Source organism: Streptomyces sp. NBC_00986 (assembly GCF_045162565.1).
In the GTDB taxonomy this organism is placed as follows: Bacteria; Actinomycetota; Actinomycetes; order Streptomycetales; family Streptomycetaceae; genus Streptomyces.
On sequence record NZ_CP108733.1, the window covers coordinates 1696475 to 1718727 of the forward strand.

Genomic DNA, 22253 nt, shown 5'->3' on the forward strand with positions numbered 1-22253 from the left:
TTCGTCCGACCGACACGTTCGTCCGACCGCCCCAAGGAGCCCAGCACCGTGGCCGAGATCCTCGTACTCGTCGATCACCTGGACGGCACCGTCCGCAAGCCGACCCTCGAACTCCTCACCCTGGCACGCCGGTTGGGCGAACCGTCGGCCGTCTTCCTCGGCCCGGGCGCGGACGCCGCGGCCGAGACCCTCGGCCGGTACGGCGCACACAAGGTCTACGTCGCGGACGCACCCGAGGTCGGGGAACTCCTCGTCACCCCGGCTGTCGACGCTCTCACCCAGATCGCCGACAGCACGGCCCCGGCGGCGATCCTGCTGCCGTCCAGCCCGGACGGCAAGGAGACCGCCGCCCGGGTCGCGCTCCGGCTGGGGTCGGGGCTGATCACGGACGCCGTCGACATCACGGCGGGCGCGGACGGGCGCCCGGTGACCGAGCAGTCCGCGTTCGCGGCGACGTACCAGGTGACGGCGCACGTCAGCCAGGGCATACCGGTGATCACGGTGAAGCCAAACGCCACCGCGCCCGAACCGGCCCCCGTCACAGCCGAGTTGGAGAAGTGGGACGTGGCTTTCGGCCCGGCCTCCGCCGCCGTCCAGGTCCTGTCCCACGCACCCCGCGAGCGCGGTGACCGGCCCGAACTGGCCGAGGCCGACATCGTCGTCTCCGGCGGCCGCGGCGTGAACGGCGCCGAGAACTTCGCCGTGATCGAGCGCGTCGCCGACGTCCTGGGCGCGGCGGTCGGCGCGTCCCGGGCCGCCGTCGACGCGGGCTGGTACCCGCACAGCCACCAGGTCGGCCAGACCGGCACCCAGGTCTCCCCACAGCTCTATCTCGCGGCCGGCATCTCCGGGGCGATCCAGCACCGCGCGGGCATGCAGACCTCCAAGACCATCGTCGCCGTCAACAAGGACGCGGACGCCCCGATCTTCGAACTCGCCGACTACGGCGTCGTAGGGGATCTCTTCCAGGTACTCCCGCAGCTGGTGGAGGAGATCGAGCGGCGCCGGAGCTGATCTCCGTTCCTGCCCGGCCTTCCACCTGACGACCGATACCACTAAAATCGCTAACTGATTACATCCATTGACCCGAAGGAGCGCCATGACGAAGATCTGGGTCAACTCCGGGGACTCCCATGTGATGGAGCCCGACGACCTGTGGGTCCAGGCGCTGCCGCCGCGCCTCGCCGACCGGGCGCCGCGCAGTGAGCGCGGTGACAAGTACGAGGTGCTGTACATCGACGGCGAGCGCATCGACCGCCAGCTCAACGACTTCATGGACGCCATGCGACCGCCGGGCGCCCGGGACCTCCAGGTCCGGCTCACCGACCTCGACCAGGAGGGTGTGTGGGGTCAACTGGCCTTCCCCTCCATGGGGTTCTGGCTGGTGTCGATCACCGACCGGGAGCTGGCCCGGGAGACCGTACGGGCCTGGAACGACTGGGCGCACTCCGAGGTGCTCGGCACGCAGAAGCGCATCATCACCCCCGCCTGTGTGTCGACCGCCGACGTCGACGACGCGGTCGCGGAGGTGGAGCGGGTGGCGGAGATGGGCTTCCAGTCGGTGTTCCTGCCGTGCCAGACGCGGCCCGGCGAGGAGTACGCCCTGGACCGCTGGGAGCCACTGTGGACGGCGGCCGAGCGGGCCGGTCTGGTGCTGGGCTTCCACATCGGCACCGGCGGCGAGAACGTCGTCTTCCGCGGACCCGGCGGCGCGGTCGTCAACTACATGGAGACGACCTACCCGGGCATGCGTGTCGTGTCCCACATGGTCGCGGGCGGCGCCCTGGACCGGCACCCCGACCTGAAGATCCTGATCGCGGAGGGCGGCGCGGGCTGGGTGCCGGCCATCGGCGACCGGATGGACGAGGCCTACCGCCAGCACGGCATGTTCGTCCGGCCGAAGCTCAGCCGGCTGCCCAGCGAGATCATCAGGCAGCAGGTGTACGCCTCCTTCCAGCACGACAAGAGCTCGGTGGAGATCGTCGAGTCGACGGGCTACCGCAACGTGATGTGGGGCGACGACTACCCCCACCTCGAAGGCACCTACGGTCACACCCAGTCCACCCTGCACGACCTGTTCGACGGCGTGCCCGCGGACGTCCGCGAGCGCGTCACCCGGGGCACCTTCGACGAGCTGTTCAGCCTGCCCGAGCAGACTCCCCAGGAGGCGGCCGTCTGAGCGGCGACACCCCGATGAGCAGTCCGCCGTATCCCGAGGACCTCGAACGACCGGACCTCGTGCGCACCGGCCGGTCGACGTTCGTCCGGCCCGTCCGGCCGGAGGACGCCGACCGTCTGGTCGCGTTCGTCGGCGGCCTGTCCCGGGCGACCCTGGCGTATCGGTCTCTCGGCCCGGTGGTCCGCGCCCGCGACGACGTCATCCGGCGCGGCGCCCACGTGGACTACCTCAACGAACTGGCGCTGGTCGCCCTGGCCGGGGACGAGATCGCCGGCCTGGTGCGCTACGTCCGCGACCCCGAGGAACCGGAACACGCTGAGGTCACCTTCACCATCCGCGACGACCACCAGAGCGAGGGGTTCGGCAGGCTGCTCCTGGAGCACATCGCAGGCGCCGCCCGCGCCCGGGGCATCCGGGTCCTGGAGGCCGACGTCCTCGCCGACAACACCCGCATGATCAACGTGTTCCTCGGCTCCGGCTACCGGGTCGAGTCCGGGCCGCCCGGCCAGATCGTCCACTTCGAGGTCGCCGTCGACCCGCAGGCCCAGGCCGTCGCCCGGGCCGAACGCCGCGAACACACAGCCGTACGACGCTCCCTGCGACCGCTGCTCGAACCCCGCTCGGTCGCGGTCATCGGCGCGAACCGCAGCCCCCTGACGATCGGCCACGAGATCGTCGCCAACCTGCTGCGCGGCGGTTTCCACGGCTCCGTGTTCCCGGTCAATCCGAGGGCCGAGCGGATCGCGGGCGCACAGGCGTATCCGGACGTCAGGGGGCTTCCCGAGGTACCCGACCTGGCGCTGGTCGCCGTACGGGCCGAGGCAGTACCCGATGTCGTACGAGAGTGTGCGGAGGCCGGCGTCAAGGCGGTGGTCGTCGTATCGACGGGCTTCGGGGAGACGGGAGTCGAAGGCCGGGCGACCGAGCTGGAGCTGGCGCGCTTCGCCCGTGCCTCCGGGATGCGGCTGGTGGGCCCGAACTGCATGGGCGTGGTGAACACGACGCCCGCGGCCCGGCTGGCCGCGACCTTCTCCCCCGCACTGCCGACGCCGGGCCGGGTCGCGATGTCCAGCCAGTCCGGACCGCTCGGGCTCGCGGTGCTCGACTTCGCCCGGCGGCTGCGGCTCGGCTTCTCCGGATTCGTGTCCGTGGGCCACGCCGTGGACGTCTCCACCAACGACCTGCTCCAGTGGTGGGAGGAGGACCCCGAGACCTCCGTGGTCCTCCTGCACGTCGAGACCTTCGGCAATCCGCGCCGGTTCGCCCGGATCGCGCGCCGGGTCGCACCGCGAAAGCCGATCGTCGCGGTGCACCCGGGGCACGCGGACACGGCGGTCGACTCGCTCTTCGCCCAGTCCGGCGTCATCCGTACCCGCAGCCTCCAGGAACTCTTCGACGTCGCGCTCCTGCTCGCGCACCAGCCGCCTCCGCCGGGCAACCGGGTCGCCGTGATCACCAACGCGGGCGGGCCGGCCGCGCTGACCGTCGGAGCGTGCGCGGCGAGCGGACTGCGGGTGCCCGAACTCGGCGAGCGCACGCGGCAGTCACTCCGTACGGCCCTTTCGCCCCGCGCGGACGTCACCAACCCGATCGACCTCACGCCCATGGCCACCGCCGCGCACTACCGGCAGGCGCTGGACGCGGTACTGGCCGACGACGACATCGACGCCGCCGTGGTCCTCTTCATGCCCCCGCTCGCGGACAAGCCCGACGAGGTGGCGGCCGCGATCCTCGACGCGGCCGAAGCCGCGCCCGAGAAGCCGGTGGTGGCGAGTTTCCTCGGTGGCGCGGGCGTCGCCGACCTCCTGCACCGGGGCGGACTCGTCGTACCGACCTACGCGTTCCCCGAGTCCGCGGCCGCCTCGCTCGGTCACGCGGCGGCGTACCAGGCGTGGCGCAGCACCCCTGCGGGCGTCATACCGGACCTCGCCGGAGTCGACCCGGACCGGGCCCGCGCGCTGATCGCCGAGTGCGCGCCCGGCACCATGCCGGCACGGACAGCCGCGGACCTGCTGGACTCGTACGGTATCCCCGTACGAGATGCGGTCTCCCATGGACCGGACGCGTTCCTCTCCGTCCGCGCGGACCCCGTCTTCGGGCCGGTGATCGCGTTCGGTCTCACCGGCGACTACGCCGACCTCATGGCCGACGTCGCCCATCGGATCACCCCGCTCAGCAACCGCGACGCCCGCGAGATGATCCGCTCGCTGCGGGCGGCCCCACTGTTGGACGGCCGGGTGGGCGGCCGGGGTGTGGACCTGACGGCTCTCGAAGAAACCGTCCTGCGGATCTCCGCGATGGTCGAGGACCTGCCCGAGATCGAGTCGATGGAACTGCGTCCCGTTCGACTGCTGCCGCCAGGGGACGGAGTCGCCGTCGCCCGCGCCACGATCCAACTCGCCAACGACACAAGGAGAGGTGGCCTCTCATGAAGGTCGGCATCTACTTCGACATGCGCAACCCCCCGCCCTGGCAGTGGAGTTGGTCACGCGTCTACGGATTCGCCCTGGAGATGTGCGAGGAGGCGGACCGGCTCGGCCTCGACTCGGTCTGGTTCTCCGAGCACCACGGCTTCGAGGACGGGTACCTCCCGCAGCCGCTCACCATGGCCGCCGCGGCCGCCGCACGCACGCGGCGGGTCCGCCTGGGCACCGCGGTCATCCCCGCACCCCTGCACGCGGCTCCTGAGATCGCCGAACAGGCCGCGCTCGTCGACATCATCAGCGACGGCCGCCTGGACCTCGGGCTCGGCACCGGTTACCGCGTACCCGAGTACCGGCTGTACGGCGCCGATCTCGCCAAGCGCTACTCCACGACGGACCGGCGGGTGCGGGAGATCCGCGGCCTGTGGTCGGAGTCCCTGGTCGTCCCCGGCCCTGTCCAGGACCCGCTGCCGATCTGGCTCGGCTACCAGGGCCCGCAGGGCGCACGGCGGGCGGGGCGGCTGGGCACCGGGTTGCTGTCACTCAACCCGGCCCTGCTGGAGCCGTACCGGGAAGGCCTCGCCGAGAGCGGCTACGACATGTCGGCGGCCCGGATGCAGGGCTCGTTCACCACGTTCGTCACCGAGGACCCCGACGGCGACTGGCCGGTGGTGCGCAAGCACCTGGCGTACCAGTGGGACAGCTATCGCCGGTACATGGTCGAGGGCACCGACCAGCCGGCGCCCCGTCCCATCGACCCCGAGAAGTGGCGGGAGACGGGGCTGCGGGCGTCCGGTGTCGGTCAGTTCCTCTACGGCACCCCGCAGGACGTCGCCGAGGCCATCAAGGCGTACGTGGCGGGGTTGCCGGTCGAAGGGGTGTTCCTGTGGGCCTCGCTGGCCGGGATGCCCGAGGAGATGGTCTCCCGCCAAGTCCAGCTGATCGCCGGGAAGTTGCGCCCGCTGCTTGCCGATGTCCGACCCGAGGAGTCGCAGCATGTCGATGGGAACCGGTGAGACCGGAGTGTGGGCCGGGTCGGACTTTCAGGAACCGCCGCGCACCCAGGGCGGGGTGGCGCTGTGCGGTGCCTGCCGTGTCACCGGTTCCTGCCGCCTGGGCGTGGAGCGCGAGCGGCTCGACGAGGACGGCGTGGCGTGCTTCGGACTCGTCTGCCCGCGCTCTCAGGAGGGCGGCCCGAATGTCGCGCACGGCGGCTGGACAGCGGCCGTGCTGGACGACTGCCTCGGTCATCTCCCGCTGCTGCACCGGGTGTTGAGCGTCACGGCGGAGCTGAGCGTGAGCTTCGTGAAGCCCGTGCCGGTGGAACGGCCGCTGGAGGTCCGGGCGTGGGTCGAGCGGCGGGAGGGCCGGCGCTGGTACATCGCGGGCGAGATGGTGCTGCTGCCGACCCGCGCCGTGCTGGCCCGGGCCTCCGGGATCTGGGTGACCCGGGACCAGGGCCACTTCGCACGGCACGAGGCATGGCTGGCCGACCAGGAGTCAGCGGGCGGGGTCGAGGGTCAGTAGGACCGCAGCCCCATGCTGCGGGCGATCCCGTTGCGCTGGATCTGGCTGGTTCCCCCGGAGATCGTGGCCACGATCGACTCCCGGTAACGGAAGCTCATCACGCTCTCGGTCGAGAAGCCGTGCCCGGCACACACCTGCATCCCGAGCCGGGCGGCCGCCACATACGTCTCCGACCCCTTCAGCTTGGCCATCGAGCCCTCCCGCGTGCACGGCTTGCCCTGGGCGAGCAGCCAGGCCGCGCGGTACGCGAGCAGCCGGGCGGAGTCGATCTCGGTCTGCAGATCGGCCATGTCGTGGGCGAGGGCCTGGAAGTTCCCGATCGGACGGCCGAAGGCGTGCCGGGTGCGGGAGTACTCCAGCATCTCGTCCAGCGTGGCCTGCGCGGCACCGAGATACCCCCCGGTGATGATCACCTTCTCCAGTTCGATGTTGGAGAGCATGACCTTCCAGCCCTCGTCGCGCGGGCCGACGAGGTTCTCCTTCGGGACCAGGGCGTCGTTGAAGAAGACCTCGTTGGTGCCGAGGATGTGCCGGGCCAGCGTCGGCGTCCGGCGCACCTCGACGCCGTCCGTCGCGGGGTCGACGAGCAGCAGGCTGATACCGCCGTGCTTGGGCTCGCGGGGCCCGGTCCGCACGTAGGTCGCGATGGTCGTGTCGGGCAGGCCGCCGCCCGTGCACCACGCCTTCTGCCCGCGGACGAGGAACTGGTCGCCGTGATCCTCGGCGGTGGTACGCAGGGCCGCCGCGTCGGACCCGCTGTCCGGCTCGCTGAGGCCGACGGCGAGCCTGTGGCGCCCCGTCATCACCTGCTCGCGGATGAAGGTCCGCTGGGCCTCGTCGCCCCACCGGAACACGGTGATCCCCGGGATGAGTACGCCGATGTAGCACATGGCGACATCGAAACTGGCCCGCCCCAACTCCTCGGCGATCAGGACGAGTTCGAGCGGGCCGCCACCGTCGCCGCCCTCCTCCTCACTGAACGGGAGGGAGAACCACCCCAGATCCGCCATGCCGCGGAACAGTTCGGGCGGCACGATGCCCTCCTCGTCCCACCGCTTGGCCTTCTCGGCCGGGCACACGTCGGCGACGAACTGCCGTGCCGTCGCGCGCAACAGGTCCTGCTCGTCGGTCAGCCCGAAGTCCACGGCCACTCCTCGACAGCGCTAGGCTATTCATCTATCTAATTGTTCTATGTTAGCGGATATAGTGGCTCGGCCGGAACACACCTCACGACTGTGGGAGCGGGCGGAGGTCGGGCCCTGGCGGCAGAGCGGAAGGCCGACGAGTCGGGGGTGACGTTCAGGGCCCTCCCGAAGTGTTCGCCGGTGAACCGGTTCCCGGTGGGATGTCGCGGATGGTCCATCGCGATCTCGAAACCCTTCCCTCAGCGCATGGACGTTGATGCGCCCACCCGGACGAACGCGTAGGCGCCGGCGTCCAGGGACCGGTTGCGGCACGCGGCGACCTGCTTGCCCAGGTGCTTGGCCATCGCCGAGAGCTGCGGCTCCGACAGCTGGGCGACGCCGAGTGACTCGGCCGGCTCCTCGACCGGGCGCGTGCTGACACCGAGCAGGTGGGCAATGGCGACCACGCTGATGAGGGCCTGCTCGGCCCGTCGGCGCCTCTCCAACAGCCAGTGGGCCTTTCCCGACCCCACGCTGAAGCGTGGTGAAGGACGAGGACGGCTCTCACCAGGTTGGGGATTCGGTTGGTCCTGCGGCACCAGCCCTTGAGGCTGGCCATGGCCCGCTCGCCGAGGCAGCGGATCTTGGCGTGGGTGGTGTTGTGGCGGTGCTTCCATCGCTTGAGGCGGCGGCCTCGAAACGGTACCCGGACGGATTCACCGGCTCCTTGATACGCCTTGATGCTCCTATAGAAGTCAAGTCGCTGAGGTAGTGCTGCCGGGGTGTGTGCGAGTGAGGGCGTGGTAGACCTCGCGGGCGATGAAGCGCTTGAGGCAACGGATGATGTCCTTCTTGGTCAGTCCCTGTTGGGTGCGGCGTGCAACGTAGGCGCGCGTGCGCGGGCAATAACGCATCCGGACCACCGCGATCATGTGGAGGGCGCGGTTGGCCTGGCGGTCCCCGCCTCGGCTGAGTCGGTGTCGGTCGGTGCGTCCGGAGGAAGCCGGAACTGGAGCGGCGCCGCACAGAGCGGCGAACGCGGCCTCTGTGCGCAGGCGTTCGGGGTTGTCGCCGGCCGTGACCAAGAGCTGGCCGGCGGTCTCGGTGCCCACGCCGAACAGTGCGACGAGCTCAGGCCCGGCGGACGTGGTGAGCGTCGCCAGGCGTTCGGTGACCTCGTCGATCTCCTCGGTGAGCATGCGGATGCGGCGTGCCAGTTGCCGCAGCGCATACCGAGCGGCGTCGGCGGGAGAGGTGAGATCAGCTGCCGGCCGGAGCCGGAGGCAGCAGTTGACCAGGGCGGTACGGGTGAGTCCTGTGAGCGATGCACGCAGAGGTTCGGGAGCGGTTACCCGCAGGCCTATGAGTTGGTTGATCGCCTGGGTTCTGGCCTTGATCGCAGACGCGCGGGCCACGCGCAGCTGGCGAAGGGCTTCCACCGTGCCGGTGTGGGACTTGGGGATGGCCGTCGCTCGTCCTGAGGCTGCTGCGCGGGCGGCGGCATAGGCGTCGATCGGGTCGGATTTGCCGCGGGCGTGTCGGGTACCCCGGTCGGGGACGTTGACCTCGACCACCGTCAGGTCGGCCGCGCTCAGCACCGTAGTCAGTCCGGCACCGTAGGAGCCTGTGCACTCCACACCCACCGTTTGTACGTGGCCGAACGTGATGAGTCACATCAACAGGGCGCGGTATCCCTGGGTGGTCGTGGGAAATTCTCGGTCGGCGAGGGGACGTCCCAGCGGGTCCACGACGGCGGCGTGGTGGGTATCGGTGTGGGTGTCGACTCCGGCGAAGACTTCGTTCTCGGGCTGCTGGTCGATCATGCTGGAGCTGCTGCCTTCTCATCGTGCTGACAGGGCAACACGCGCCGGTCGAGGCAGGCGGACACGACAGTGACGGGTCTTCTCGCACAAGCCCCTATGAAGTCACGATGCCCCTGGCCGGCCACGTGCGACGGCGTCACCGACAGACCGACGGATCAAGGCAAGGACACGAGATTCCGGTCAGTCAGCCCAAGGGACAGATCTATCGGTGACGCCATCACCCATCATCACTGTCCGCCCAGCATTTGAGCAGAGTCGGCGAGGCCCGGAGCAGCCGTCCGGACGGATCGGTGAGGACCTGGCCGTTCATGCCGTGGCGTTTGTGTTTCCCGGAGCAGTACGGGGTGTCGGCGGCGATGCGGTCGATCGGCAGCAGGATGCCGTCGAGGATGACGAACACCTTCGCCCGGACCGTCGTCTTCGCCTCGACCAGGGACGGGGCGGGGGCGGTCAGGACCTCGACGGCTTCACGTATGCAGCGGTGGACGGTCGCGATGCCGAACCCGGCGACGAGTTGGGCGAAAGTGTCACCGCACCGCAGGTGAGCCGGGGCCAGCAGGAAGGCGCCGCCACCAGGAGCTTCGTCGTTGCGCAGGACAGTCCAACTCCCGGTCGGCACCGGCAGCTTGAAAGTGGCTCACAGACGAACACTCCACCCATGGCGAACCCCCGCCTTCGTTTCACTGGCCACAACGCCATGCATGGCGTACCACCAACAAACGAAGACCCTGGCTGCACAGCATCCGAAGCGGGCACCAAGGACTACCACGCCAAGGCGCCATAGAGTTCGCCCACAGGCTGCGGCCAACGACTGACGCACCATCAGAAAGTCAGCAGAAGTCAGCAAGCGGACTGCCACAGCCGCCCACACACAGCCACACCTTGGAATCGACGCCGCGCCTGTATCGACCCTCCCGAGCTCCAGCGCTCACACGACCCCTTTAGCCGCCAAGGCCCGCAGACGGAAGTCGCCCCACTCTCACCCCAGACGGGCCCGATGGCACATCTCAGCAGGTCAGCGCACTCTCCCCCGCGGCTTCAGCGCCAGCGGAGGCAGTTCAGGAGCCGGCAGCGGTGCCCCGTCGTACCCCGTCACCTCACCGAACCGAGACCCTGTCATCCAGTCCTCACGCGCCTGTACGATCTCCTCCTGAGACCGTCCGATCCAGTTCCAGAACCATTGCATCATCGAGCGTTTCCGCAGGTCAGAGCCGTTCGAGTCCCTCAAAGTCAGCAAAAGTCAGCATCCGAGCCGTCAGTCACGGGCACAATTTGCGTGCAGTTGCCGGTTTCGGGCACTGTGGCTTCCCTGGTGCGGCCAATTCGGCGCCGCATGCCTTCTCATCGACACCGGCACTCGCCAAAACACCCACGGCTGATCCGCGCGTCGTGCAGCTGCAGGCCGCCGAAGGGACACACGATGTTGGTGGGGGGTCTCTCCTCGTGGGCCCCCACAGCAACAGACACCGCTGGCAGACCGAGATCTCATTGCCCAGATACACCACTCAACGGACAGGGCAAGCGCCTTCACCTGCGGGGTTGGTCCCGCCGAGTCGGACCTGTTCACGATGGACGCGAACTGCTCCCCGCAGCCGCGCGGTTGGCCCCCCGGCCCTCCCGGGCCTCGGCGTCACCACCGACTGCTCGAGGCCCGGTACCGTCGTCGTCCGCGACTGCTCCCCGCACCTGCGGGGGTTGGTCCCTGCGGTCGCTTGACCGTGGGCCCGGCTCATGGCTGCTCCCCGCAGTCGCGGGGTTGTTCCCGCGACGAAGCCAACGCCTGGGTCGGGGAGCAGCTGCTCCCCGCATCCGCAGGGATAGGCCAGATACATGGCCGATGTCCACACCGTTCAGCCACACCCCCCTCCCCCTTCACCATCGCCAGCGTGAACTACCTGCGCACCGACAGAGATCGCCCCGAAGACCAGGACAACGGAACACGACAGACAGACACGGCGTTCCCCACGTCCACGGGACCCCCTTTGCAACTTACCGGCTCTGAAGCAGGGCAAGATGCCACGCACGCCCTCGCAGAACGAGCCTCACCACGAGGACACGGTTCTCACCACCCGCTTCAACTGCTCCTCACACCTGGAGAGATGGCACACGCCAGGCGCCGCGCTGGTCCCAGACGGTCGGCGTGACGTCTGGAGCGACGGGCCCTCCCGCCGACCAGTCGTCAAGAGGCGCTGGCGTCGGTGTCCTCGGCAGCTCGTCCGTCAGATCCAACGTCGTGACTTATCCAGTTTGTCGCTCATGGCCGCTCCCCCGGCTCTCCCCAGCTCCGACCAAGTCGGAGGCCGCTACGAAGGCTTGGCAGAATGACTGACGAAGACACAAGCGTGTCCAACACAATCAACGATGGTGTCTATTTTCACGCAGTGATCCAAGGACGCGACATCACCGTGACGCTGCCCCCGACGATCACGCCGGCGCTGTCCGGCCTTCCCACCGTCTCTTCCACGTTCACCGGTCGCGAGGCCATCATGTTGGATTTGCTGGACGGACTGACCCCGCGTCATGAACCGCCCCGGACGGCGCCGACAGCCCCTCGCGTGGCAGTAGCCGGTCTGGCAGGTGTCGGCAAGACAGAGCTGGCCGTTCAGGTCGCCACCCGCGCCTTGCGCAGGCCCGGCTGGTTTCCCGGTGGCGTGTTGTTCGTGGACCTGCTCGGTTACGACACTGAACGGCGTCTCTCTCCTGAACGGGTACTCGACGGGCTGCTGCGTTCCCTGGGCATTCCTGCTGTTCACATCCCTCAAGAACTGCAGGATTTGCAACGCCTCTATCGAAGTGTGCTGGCCACATTCTCCGAACAGGGGCAGCGGATCCTGGTCATCCTCGACAACGTGTCGAGTGCCGAGCAGGCAATTCCGTTGATGCCCAGCGACGGAGAGACCGCATGTCTGGTCACATCGCGTCACACTCTCGACATCGACGCCCGCTTGCACGACCTGAACGTCCTCGACGGTGAATCATCCATCGAATTGCTTCACCAGGTACTACTGCGGGCCCGCGGCAGCAGCGACACTCGCGTCAGTGACGCTCCGGAAGCAGCCGCGTCCATCGCCTGCCTGTGCGCGGGACTGCCCCTGGCCCTGCGCATCGCCGCCGCGCTGCTCGCCGACGCTCCCACCCGCCCCCTCGCCTCACTCGCCGATGCCCTCCAGGCGGAACACTCCCGGCTGGACCGTCTACGTCGCGAGGACCGCGCGGTACGCGCCGCGTTCGATCTCTCTTATCAGCACCTGCCTTCCGCGTCAGCGCGACTCTTCCGTCTCTTCTCCGTCAACGTCGGCCCAGACCTGTCGCTGGCGACTACGGCCGCGCTCGCAGACTTGGATGCTCACGATGCCGAAGAAATCCTCCAGGACCTGAACCGAGCCCACCTGATCGAACCATCCGGAGTCCGTTATGGGCGCTGGCGGATGCACGATCTGATCCGGCTCTACGCAAAGGACCACAGCCTCGGCGCAACCCACCGCGCCGAACGAACAGCGGGTGTGGAGCGGCTGTACCGCTGCTACCTGACCACGGCGGAGCAGGCCGACTCGCTTCTTGGCCGCCGTCCTCAAGTGGCGCACGCCTCGCCGAGATTCACCGATCGTGACGCAGCCCTGGCCTGGTTCGACGACGAGACGCTCAATCTGAGCACGGCCGCCACCGGAGCGGTTGACAGCGGCCAGTACAGCGCGGGTATCAGGTTGGCCATGGCACTGGACGGATACCTGCGCTGGCGCCTTGCCTTCCCGCTGGCCGCCACCGTCCACGAGGCATCGTTCGCCTGCGCCGTACGCCTCGGCAGCCTCGAAGGACAAGCAAAGTCCCTCAACAACCTCGGGATCGCGTACACCGAAGTGAATCGCTACGAAGACGCCATCGCCGCCTTCACTCAAGCCGAGCAAGGATTCGCCGAACTGGGGGATCACTTCGAGCGGGGCAAGACGCTCAACGGGTGGGGCACCGCACTCCGCGTCAGTGGACACCCGCAGAACGCGGTGCCTCTGCACCAGGAGGCCCTTCGCATCCAGCAGGAGGTCGGCAGCCTCTCCGAACAAGCGGCGACACTCAACAACCTCTCCCTCGCCCACCAAGCCCTCGGTCAGCACGCTCAGGCGCTGCAGCACTCCGACGAGGCAGCACGACTCTACGAACAGCTCGCCGACCGAAGAAACGAAGGTAAAGCCCTGTGCACCAAGGCAGAGGCACTGTCGGAATCAGGGCAACCACACGAGGCCCTCCGGTTCTACGACCGTGCCCTTGACCTGCTTCGCGAGCAGCGTGATAGCCACCAAGAGGGCGTCGCTCTGGCCGGCAAGGGCCACATTCTGGCTTTCTCCTTGCACCGTCCGGAGGATGCTGCCTCCTGCTGGACCAAAGGAGCCGAAGCCCTGGAACAGGCAAACGAGGGGACTCTGCGGGTCCAGGTGCTGATGCTCCTTGGCCTGACCCTGCACCAACTCGACCGCCCGAACGAAGCAGCATCGAACCTGCGCGAAGCGGTCGACGTCTGCAGGGAGTTCGGCCTGGCCGAGGAACTGGCGGAAGCCCAGAACTGCATCGCGTTGCTGGGGACTTCCTGATGCCGCCGTCGATCGAGGCACCAACAAACGCGTCGAGGAGGAGACTTGGTCAGGCCCCGTCACGGACCACCGCAGGAGCCCGGTCATCGGCGGCTCTCGTAAACACCACACGCGTAGTGCGTTGCCCGGTGTGCAGCACCAGTCCCTTGGCGAGTTCCGCGCCGCTTCTGCCGTGCATGAGCCAAAGATTGACGGCCGCGCCGAGCAGCAGCGGGTCGAGATCGGGTTGGCGTCCACCCCATGGACGTACCGTGCTGGCTTCGAACAGGATGCCGCGAAGCCAGACAACGACGGACGCCTCGTCGATACGGGCGACCAACACGGCCGCGCCGGGCCACTTCGGTACCTGGCTCAGGCACCATTCGGGCGGAGCGGGTTCCGCAACGGCGACGGTACGGGCGACGACATCCGCGCTCTGGGACCACAACGCGTGCGGCGACTCGGCGGCAACGGCATAGAACCCGCGTGTCTGTTCCTGTCGCCCCGTGACCATCGGCCAGCGCCGAACTTCGACCGAGCCGTCCGCCCGGACGGTTCCGCTCACGTCGTACGCGGTTGGCGGACGTCTGCGCTCCGGCTTCGGGTCCGGGACCGGAGCCGGGGCGGGCGGCTGCGGGGGCAGATGAACCCCGCGGTGGCTCAGGAACTCGTAGAGGCGGCGTTGGGTGAGTTCGCCGGACTTGTCAATATCCGCCAGCTGGCTGTCGATGACGGGCCGCAGTACGGCCGGATCGTGTTCTCGCTCGGCCCGCAGTAGCTGCGCGTGCAGGTCGCCCTGGGGATCGAGTCCCGGAACGGTGCGCCCGAACACAGCGGCGGGCGAGTCGGGGTCGAGCTCCTCCATGCCGGTCGTGGCAAGGAGGGTGAGGCGCTCGGCGGCGGCGGAATAGAACGTGGTGCTGCCGTGATCGCCGACAACCCAGTCACTGGCGACGACGGCTGCGCGCCAACCTTCCTGAGGAGGGATCACCATCAGCCCCGCCTCCATGGGTTTGCGCAGGCGCTCCAGCACGGTGGGCCAGGAATGTCTGGCCCAGACATTGGGGTGGAAGACGGCCGCCACCGCGAACTCGTCGGCGGGCAGGGCGGTGACCAGGTCGAGCGGCAGTCCCGGATACCGTCCGAGCAGCGAGTGCTCGCTCCAGGTGGAGTGGATGACCACCAACCGTCGTCCGTCGGTGACCCCGAGCCGTTCCCGGTACCAGTCGCGTTGTCCCTCACTGTCCTTGATGCGCTGACAGCACCAGTCGCCGATCACCTGTGCACGCGGCACGGCCTCGGGGCACGTCCTGAACAGGGTGGCGAACTGGTCGTGGTGGGACAGACCGATGGTGGCCGGTACCACCTTGCCGCGGTGCACCAGCTCTCTCCGGGACAACCCCGCGGGCGAGACGGCGTCCCCCGTCGATTCGCTGACCAGGCGGTTGTAGCCGGCACCATGCGGCATCACCATCAAGGGAGCGTCCAAGCGGCGCATCGACGGGTGCACGGCGCAGGAGACGGCCAGGTGGAAGGAGCGGCGGGTGGCCTCCTTCCACGTCAGCACGTTGCGCCCCGCGATCGAGGCCAAGTACTCGTGCAGGCCGTCAGCGAAGGCCGAGCCGGGATTGACCGTGTAGTACTTGGCGATGCCGTCCTCGGTACGCAGCAGGTCCATGACGTCGAGGACCCGCGTCGCGGAGGTGAGGGTACGGGCGACGCCGAGCACCGCTGCCTTGGGCGGCGGCCATGTGTCCCAGCGGGACCGAGCGCGCGGCAGGCGCGAGCGAGGCAACAGGGGCAAGGGTCTCTCCGGGCAGCAGGGAAAGGGGCGGGGCAGAACGCGGGAGCGGTAACTGTCTTCGGTCGATTCAAACCGCTCGATCGCCTCAACCGCCTTCGGGTGTCACTCCGACGCCTCTGTGAAGTTCCCGCAGTTTCGCCTCGCAGGCCTCACGCAGTGTGACGTCGCTGGTGCTCGTGGCCAGTTCGGAGAGAATGCTCAACGCCTGGTCGAGGCGCACGTACTGCTTCCGCTTGAGTGCCTGCTCCGCAGCGCGGACCGCCGCCTCACTCGCGGCGCCCAGTCTGTTCAGCCGCTGCAGAGCGCGCGCCTGAACCACGTCGATACGGGGCAGCATTCCGTCGTCACCGCTGTCGACAGCCGTCACCCTCGCCTCGGCCAGCACGTCGAGAGCACCCTGTGCGCGCCCGGCGGCGAGCAGTGACTGCGCGATGTTGTACGACTGCACGACTGTGCCGTGGGTGTCCCCGGTGACCGTGTTCGCCTCGAGGGCCAGGGCGAACAGCGTGTAGGCGTCCCCGGGTGCTCCCGAGGCCAGCGCTACAAGCCCCTGTGTCTCCCGGATCATGCCCTTCAGCCGCGCGTCGGCGACCTCGTCCAGCAGGGGCTCGGCCAACGCGAGCGCGGTGGCGGCTTCCTCGAAGGAGCCCAAACCGTAGTGCGCTCGGGCCAGTTGGTTACGCATCCGCACTTCGACATCTGCGCGACCGCACCTTCTGGCGGCATCGATCCCGAGGCCATGCGCCTCCACAGAGTCCAGATGATGCTTTCGTCCGTCGTACAGAGCCCACAATGACTCGCACAGGCGCCATACCGTCTCGTCCCACCGTTCGTCCGCCGCGACCCGCAACAGGGCCAGCAGATTGCCCCGCTCCGCGTCGAGCCAGTCCAGGGCTTCCGCCCCGTCGGTGAACATGCTCTCCCCCACAGAGAGTTCCTCGACGGAGCGCGTGGGCGGCTCCTGGAGCCTGAAGCGTCCCGCGCCGAGTACCAAGACGTCGGCATGCGCGACAGCGGTCGTGTAGAAGTCGGCCACCGCCCGCAGCACGGCGCGGCGGTCCGCCTCCGGGAGAGCGCCGACCACACTTCGGGTGTGCTCGCGTACCACGTCGTGCGGGCGGAAACGACGTGGCCCGTCCGGGAAACCGACGACGACCGCCAGATGCGCCGTGAGCAACTCGCCCACCGCTTCTTCCGCGGCCGGTACGCCCGCGGCGGCCGCGAGGTCCACGGTAGCCGTCGTACCCGGCAGACAGCCGAACAGTCGATAGAGCTGTCTGGCCCGGTCGGAGAGACCTTCGTACGCCATGTCGAGCACCGTGTCCAAGGAAGTGGCCCCGTCCTCCGAGCGTGGTAAACCGTTGACGCCGAGTGCTCGGACCGCGTCCTTCAGCCCCAACTGGGGTCGCCTGGCAAGCCATTCTCCGACGGCGCGAAGGGCCAGCGGCAGACCGCTGCAGAGCCGGACGAGGGTCTCGGCAGCACCGTCCGAATCGGTGACACCATGCCAACTGCGCACGAGCTCGACCCCGGCCCGCTCGTCCAGTGGTTCAACGGCGATCGCCACCGCACCGTCCATGGCAAGACCGGGTAGGCCGGTGCGGCTGGTAGCCACGAGCAGACCGGTGGTCGGCACCAAGGGACGGATTTCCGCCGCCTGGCGGGCGTTGTCCACGACGACGAGCGTGTGCCGACCGGCCGTGACACTGCGGAACAGCGCGGTGCGCTCGCCCAATCCGGCCGGGACGAAGTCGGGGTGCACCCCGAGAGAGCCCAAGAAGCCGGCCAGCACTCCACTCACATCTGCCGCGCCGTCCCGCCTGCTCTCCCCCAGATCCGCGTAGAGGTGGCCTCCGGGATACGACGGCTCGAGCACCCTCGCGGCCCACTGCGCCACCAACTGGGTCTTGCCCACTCCCCCGAGCCCGGAAAGAACGACGATGCCGGGCGCGTGCGAGAGCCGCAGTGCCGCCGCGACGGACTGGAGACGGTCGAGTTCCGCCGTACGGTTGACGAACAGCGCGGTGGCCGGAGGAATCTGACGAGGCGTCACACTGGGCGGAGCCGGCGCCATGAATAGAGACTCCACCCGCCCTGCCATGACCACCGGGCCGGTGATCACGGCATTGCCCGACACGGAATTGTGCGTAGCTGTCGCCGCTCCGACCTTGCGCTCGTCCACTCCGTCGCCCTCCGCTCGACCGCCACCTACGAGAAACCTCAACGTACTACCCCTGGTTGACCGACCCGAAGCGGCTCCGCGATGGCACCACCACGACCTACGGCATACCGTGAAGGTTCTGAACCCAGTGTCGGGATGCAGAGGAATCGAGGAAGATCATTGGACGCGGAACTGGTCACACTGGTCGGGACGGGAACGACGACTCTTGTCGGCCTCATGGTCACCGACGCGTGGGAGCAGACGAAGCAGCGCGTGGTGCGGATCTTCTCGCGCGACAACGAACCCAGCGCCGTGGCACGCGAGTTGGAGGAAACCCGTGCGGCGCTGATCGCAGCCGCAGGCGGCCCCGGCCAGGAGGATCTCACCTCCGATCTGACGGCGTTGGTGCGACTCAGACTCCGCAGCCTGCTGGAGCAGAACCCCGACGCCGCCGCGGAACTTCGCCGCCTCGTCGACCAGTTCGCCTCTACTGCGCCGTCCGGCACAGTGCACAACAGCATCACGGGCGGCACCCAACACGGTCCGGTGATCCAGGGCCACACCTTCACGAACCTGACATTCAACAGTTCCGGTGACAACCCTCCCAGCCGGACCGGCTGAGAACCACCGCATATGGCAGACGCCTCATGCACTTCGATGGATATCGAGCACACGTACGGAAAGGATCTGCTCAAGGAATCAGTACCCGCACGGGGATTGGGGGCGTGAGTGCAGGGCCATGAGCTCAGTTCACACAACGAGTTGAGCGGCACAGTGCACGGCTCGTCCGTCCAGGCCCATGTGGTGTACGGCGGCGTCCACATCAGCACCGCGGCAGGCCCCCTCCGACAGACTCCCTGGCAGCTTCCACCGTCCGGGCACCTCGTCGATCGGTCACTGGAACTCGAGGAACTGGAGCAGCATCGAGCCCGTGTCAGGCGGGAGGAGCGGCCGATGTCGACTCTGGTGAGCGGCTTGGGCGGCGTCGGAAAAACTGCCTTCGCGCTCCGATGGCTGCATACCCTGCGTCCCTACTTTCCGGACGGACAGTTGTACGCAGACCTTGGTGCTCAGTCGGCTGGTGGACCGGTTGCCCCGGAGGAGATACTCGGACGCTTCGTGCGGGCGTTGGGCGTTCAGGGACAGCAGGTTCCCGCGACACTGGCTGAACGGACCGTTTTATACAGGTCGTTGACTGACGGTCGACATCTTGCCGTACTGCTCGACGACGCCGCGACGGCGGCCCAGGTGCGGCCGCTGCTGCCTGCGGGCGGAAATGTCACCGCAGTTACCAGCCGCAGCCGACTGCCAGGACTGACCCTGGACGGCTGCTATCCCGTGCATCTGGAATCGCTCGCTCCTGAAGCCGCCGTGGAACTCCTCGCCGATACCTTGTCCGACGGCCGCGTGGCGGCCCAGCCCGATGACGCACGCATCCTGGTCGAGTTGTGCGCCGGACTGCCGCTGGCCGTACGAGTCGCAGGTGCCCGGCTAGTGGCGCGACCGAAACGGCCTATCACCACGATGGTCCGAGCACTTACGGAGGAGCACGACCGGTTGGAGGCGCTGGCCATAGACGGCGACCACAATGTGCGAGCGGCGCTGGACCTGTCGTACCGGGCTCTGTCGCCTCCGGCCGCCCGGCTCTATCGGCTGTTGGGACTGCACTTCGGTTCGGAATTCGGGAGCACGGTCGCGACGGCGGTGCTCGCCGGTGAAGGCAACACTGAGGAGCTCCTGGAGACGCTGCACAACGCGAGCCTGCTCCTCGAAACTGGAGATGACCGTCACCGCTTTCACGATCTCGTGCGCTTGCACGCTGCGACGAAGGCGCAGGCGGAAGAGTCGCCGGAGGAACGCTCGCGAGTCGTCCGCCGTATCGCCGACCACTACCTCGCCAGCGCCACCTGCGCCGAGGAGATCATCGACCCCCAACACCGCACGATGCCCCGGAACTACGGTGCCGATCCCGTGGTCACCGCGAATGTCGGACACGACGCCGAAGCCGCCCTGGACTGGCTGGAGCGCGAACTGCCCAACCTGATGGCCGTGATCCGCCAATCCCGTTCCGCCGGCATTCCGACCGTCGGATGGCAGCTCGCCGATGCCTTGTGGCCCCTCTTCCTGCGACGGAAGTTCTACGACGACTGGCGCACCGCACACGAAGTAGGGCTGGAAGCCGCAGCCGAGCTGGGTGACACGGCGGCCGAATGCCGGATGCTCACGTCTGGCGGAGTGGGGCAACTCGGCTCCGGAAACCATGAGGTCGCCTTGGAGATGTTCGAGCGCGCCGCAGGACTCTTCACACACCGCGGCAACCGGCTCGGCGTGGCCCGTACGCTCAACTATCGAGGGCTCGCCCTGCAGCGTCTCGGACAGCTGAGTGAGGCGGTCGAACTCTTTCGGCGCGCCACCGCGGAACTACCGGCCAGCGGAGATGAACGGGCCGGGGCACTCGCCCGGCTGAACCTCGCCGACGTGGCTCTTGCCGTGGGCGACCCTGAAGAGACGATTCAGCAGGGTGGTGTCGCCCGCCGCACTCTTCAGGACGCGGGTGACACGTACAACGCGGCGCGGGCGAGCACGGTCCTGGGGCGCGCCCATCTCGCCCTGCACCATCTCGACCAGGCGGAAGAACAGTTCTCCGCCGCGTTGGCGACACTGCGCGGCATGACCGCGAACTACGAGATGGCCCACGCCGTCGGCGGCCTGGCTGAAGTCGCCGAGCGGCGCGGGAACGCTCGCGCCTCCCGCGAGTACTACCGGGAGGCGCTCAACCTCTACTCCTCCGTGGGTCGTTCGCGATCGGACGAAGCGGTCGTCGCGCAGCGTCGGCTCCAGCGTCTGGAGAATGGCGAGCAGGAGGGCTGAACTCGGAGCACATACAACGGCACCGATCCGAACTCAGATGCAGGTCTCCCGGCCACCAGCCATGCATGAGCCAACGACGCGAGCGTTTCCCACGCATCGTCCGGGAACTCTGGTCCTCCGGCTTGGAATTCGCACATGGTGCCGACCGCGCCAAGCCGGAGCCAGCACCGACGGCCACGGTGGACGGCGACCACCAGAACACCCGGATGAGAGGCGGCTGTTGAAGCGGCCGTCGACGCTCCCGTGCCGCGCTCGACCAGGACATCGCCGAGTTGTGACCAACGATCCGGTGCGGGAAGGCGGGTCCTGGTGTGTTCGTCCACGGTCAGGCTCTCGGACCCCGGATCCAGCAGCACGCTGCGGACACGGCGCACCGGGCCGGACGCCCCGGCGCTCTTCGACTCCGCCGTCTCGGAGACCAGGGCGATGAACATTGTCGTCACGGCACCGTCACGCTTCCCGGTTCGTCGTATCGAATCGTGAGCGGGAGGCGTGCCGGTGCTGTGGCCACTCGCGCGCCGAGGGGCCGTAATCGCAGTTTTCGGTAGAGCAGTGCCCGCATCTTGTGTGAGAACCGGCCGGGTTCCGACGAGATGCGGGCCGCCACACGCTCGTATCGGTGGGAGCGGCAGGTCGCGGCACTTCGCCTGAGCTGCGGACGCAGGGGACGGTCTCCGCGCAGGCGTGGCGCGAAGGACATGAGCTCGGCGAGCGGCGAGCCCGGATCCACGTCGGCGTCGAGCCGGCCCCCCATGAGAACGGGAACCCCTGTCATCGCGGCGTAGAGGGAGACGGACCCGTGGTCCCCGACGATGTAGTCAGCGGCGACAACCGCCCCCGCCCAATCCCCGTGTGGGCTGATCAGGGTGAGCCCGGAGCGAGCCAGCCCGGCGAGCCAGGCTCGTACCTGCCAGTCGCCATGCGCGTTCCAGACGTGGGGATGCAGGAGCGCCACGATCCGGAACTCGTCCCGAGGCAGTTCGGTGGCCAGTCGCTCCAGAAGGTCCCACCCCTGCCCGAGAAGCGAGTCGGGACCCCAGGTCGAGCAGGCGAGGACCATACGCTGTCCGGCTTTGATGCCAAGGGCTTCCCGGTACAACGCGCGGGAGGGGAGGCTGACGGCGATGCGGTCGAAGCACGGATCACCCACCACTTCCGCGACGGGCAGGGCTTCGGGGCATTCACGGCCGAGCCTCGCCAACTCCTCGTGGTGGGCCAGCACCACGACCTCCGGCACGAGTGTGCCGTCTCGCACCAGACGCTGCCGGCTGAGACCGTAGACACCGCGCTGCGCTGCCGGAGTACCGTTTCGTCCGGCAGCGGGGATCTTGTTGTGCCCGGCTCCGTGCGGAAGCACGATCACCGGTGTCTGAAGCTCGTGGAGCCCGCCGTGGGCAGCGGCCAACGCCAGGTGGAAATGCGTCTGCACCGCCTGACTCCACGGCAGCACGAGGCCACCCAGTTGTTCCAGATATTCCGCCACACCATTGCTGAACACATCCGGTGCTTGGGTGAAAACAATCTGCACCCTGACGTCGCCTTCGAGCAGGCGGATCGTGTCGAGCAGCCGCTGCCCCGCGATCACCGTGTGCACCACGACGAGAACTCGCCTGCGAGTTCGGAGAGTGGCCCATCGCTCGACGTCCAGACGCACCGGCACATGACGCTGGTACGACTCGGACACTGTGACGCTCATCGTCGAATTCCCCCGCTTCTCCTTCTGTCTCCGCGACCGCGGCTCATACGCAGTCCCTGATGGGCCATCGACGGCCCATGCCC

Annotated in this window: 13 protein-coding genes and 3 pseudogenes; 8 read left to right on the top strand and 8 right to left on the bottom strand. The window is 68.3% G+C overall.

Features of this window, described 5'->3' with window-relative positions:
- Nucleotides 1-48 precede the first annotated feature (48 nt).
- The 5 genes from OG504_RS07580 to OG504_RS07600 all read left to right on the top strand — a co-directional run bounded on the left by OG504_RS07580 (nt 49) and on the right by OG504_RS07600 (nt 6129).
- Nucleotides 49-1014, top strand: a complete 966-nt coding sequence (locus OG504_RS07580) for an electron transfer flavoprotein subunit alpha/FixB family protein (RefSeq protein ID WP_405989047.1) — start codon at nt 49-51, stop codon at nt 1012-1014.
- Between the two features lie 85 nt (nt 1015-1099).
- Complete coding sequence (locus tag OG504_RS07585) at nt 1100-2179, top strand: amidohydrolase family protein (protein ID WP_405989048.1); 1080 nt, start codon at nt 1100-1102, stop codon at nt 2177-2179.
- 14 nt (nt 2180-2193) lie between these two features.
- Complete coding sequence (locus OG504_RS07590) at nt 2194-4611, top strand: GNAT family N-acetyltransferase (protein ID WP_405989049.1); 2418 nt, start codon at nt 2194-2196, stop codon at nt 4609-4611.
- Complete coding sequence (locus OG504_RS07595; protein WP_405989050.1) at nt 4608-5618, top strand: LLM class flavin-dependent oxidoreductase; 1011 nt, start codon at nt 4608-4610, stop codon at nt 5616-5618. The genes OG504_RS07590 and OG504_RS07595 overlap by 4 nt, the downstream gene beginning before the upstream one ends.
- Complete coding sequence (locus OG504_RS07600; RefSeq protein WP_405989051.1) at nt 5599-6129, top strand: PaaI family thioesterase; 531 nt, start codon at nt 5599-5601, stop codon at nt 6127-6129. The genes OG504_RS07595 and OG504_RS07600 overlap by 20 nt, the downstream gene beginning before the upstream one ends.
- On the opposite strand, the gene OG504_RS07605 is transcribed toward OG504_RS07600, so the two are convergent.
- The 5 genes and pseudogenes from OG504_RS07605 to OG504_RS07625 all read right to left on the bottom strand — a co-directional run.
- The gene (locus OG504_RS07605) at nt 6123-7274 is read right to left on the bottom strand and encodes an acyl-CoA dehydrogenase family protein (protein WP_329347744.1); all 1152 of its coding nucleotides are present in this window, start codon (nt 7272-7274) and stop codon (nt 6123-6125) included. The two genes, OG504_RS07600 and OG504_RS07605, sit on opposite strands and share 7 nt — an antisense overlap.
- A 239-nt stretch (nt 7275-7513) precedes the next feature.
- A complete protein-coding gene (locus OG504_RS07610) occupies nt 7514-7786 on the bottom strand; it encodes a transposase (RefSeq protein WP_405989052.1) in 273 nt (90 codons plus the stop codon).
- A 222-nt stretch (nt 7787-8008) separates the two neighbouring features.
- A pseudogene (locus tag OG504_RS07615) lies at nt 8009-9076 on the bottom strand (IS110 family transposase).
- Between the two features lie 250 nt (nt 9077-9326).
- Nucleotides 9327-9635 (bottom strand): annotated as a pseudogene (locus tag OG504_RS07620) (IS5/IS1182 family transposase); the annotation flags it as partial.
- A 456-nt stretch (nt 9636-10091) separates the two neighbouring features.
- A pseudogene (locus tag OG504_RS07625) lies at nt 10092-10253 on the bottom strand (pirin family protein); the annotation flags it as partial.
- Nucleotides 10254-11397: 1144 nt separating this feature from the next.
- On the opposite strand from OG504_RS07625, the gene OG504_RS07630 reads away from it, so the two are divergent.
- Entirely contained in the window at nt 11398-13659 is a 2262-nt protein-coding gene (locus tag OG504_RS07630; RefSeq protein WP_405989053.1) for a tetratricopeptide repeat protein, read from the top strand.
- 49 nt (nt 13660-13708) lie between these two features.
- Here OG504_RS07630 and OG504_RS07635 read toward each other — a convergent pair whose 3' ends face one another.
- Both OG504_RS07635 and OG504_RS07640 read right to left on the bottom strand, forming a co-directional pair.
- On the bottom strand, nt 13709-15316 hold the full coding sequence (locus OG504_RS07635; RefSeq protein ID WP_405996272.1) for a hypothetical protein: 1608 nt from the start codon (nt 15314-15316) through the stop codon (nt 13709-13711).
- Between the two features lie 211 nt (nt 15317-15527).
- Nucleotides 15528-17579, bottom strand: coding sequence for a hypothetical protein (locus OG504_RS07640; RefSeq protein ID WP_405989054.1), 2052 nt, complete (start codon nt 17577-17579; stop codon nt 15528-15530).
- Between the two features lie 204 nt (nt 17580-17783).
- On the opposite strand from OG504_RS07640, the gene OG504_RS07645 reads away from it, so the two are divergent.
- Together OG504_RS07645 and OG504_RS07650 are read left to right on the top strand one after the other, a co-directional pair.
- Entirely contained in the window at nt 17784-18224 is a 441-nt protein-coding gene (locus tag OG504_RS07645) for a hypothetical protein (protein ID WP_405989055.1), read from the top strand.
- 333 nt (nt 18225-18557) lie between these two features.
- The gene (locus OG504_RS07650) at nt 18558-20474 is read left to right on the top strand and encodes a tetratricopeptide repeat protein (RefSeq protein ID WP_405989056.1); all 1917 of its coding nucleotides are present in this window, start codon (nt 18558-18560) and stop codon (nt 20472-20474) included.
- Nucleotides 20475-20913: 439 nt separating this feature from the next.
- Here OG504_RS07650 and OG504_RS07655 read toward each other — a convergent pair whose 3' ends face one another.
- Complete coding sequence (locus OG504_RS07655) at nt 20914-22170, bottom strand: hypothetical protein (protein ID WP_405989057.1); 1257 nt, start codon at nt 22168-22170, stop codon at nt 20914-20916.
- Between the last annotated feature and the right edge of the window lie 83 nt (nt 22171-22253).

Excerpts from the sequence above, each read along its gene's own strand:
- OG504_RS07590 (WP_405989049.1), top strand. The coding sequence starts at position 2,194 with ATGAGCAGTCCGCCGTATCCCGAGGACCTCGAACGACCGGACCTCGTG.
- OG504_RS07635 (WP_405996272.1), bottom strand. The coding sequence starts at position 15,316 with ATGGACCTGCTGCGTACCGAGGACGGCATCGCCAAGTACTACACGGTC.
- OG504_RS07650 (WP_405989056.1), top strand. The coding sequence starts at position 18,558 with ATGTCGACTCTGGTGAGCGGCTTGGGCGGCGTCGGAAAAACTGCCTTC.
- OG504_RS07595 (WP_405989050.1), top strand. The coding sequence starts at position 4,608 with ATGAAGGTCGGCATCTACTTCGACATGCGCAACCCCCCGCCCTGGCAG.
- OG504_RS07630 (WP_405989053.1), top strand. The coding sequence starts at position 11,398 with ATGACTGACGAAGACACAAGCGTGTCCAACACAATCAACGATGGTGTC.
- OG504_RS07655 (WP_405989057.1), bottom strand. The coding sequence starts at position 22,170 with ATGAGCGTCACAGTGTCCGAGTCGTACCAGCGTCATGTGCCGGTGCGT.
- OG504_RS07600 (WP_405989051.1), top strand. The coding sequence starts at position 5,599 with ATGTCGATGGGAACCGGTGAGACCGGAGTGTGGGCCGGGTCGGACTTT.
- OG504_RS07585 (WP_405989048.1), top strand. The coding sequence starts at position 1,100 with ATGACGAAGATCTGGGTCAACTCCGGGGACTCCCATGTGATGGAGCCC.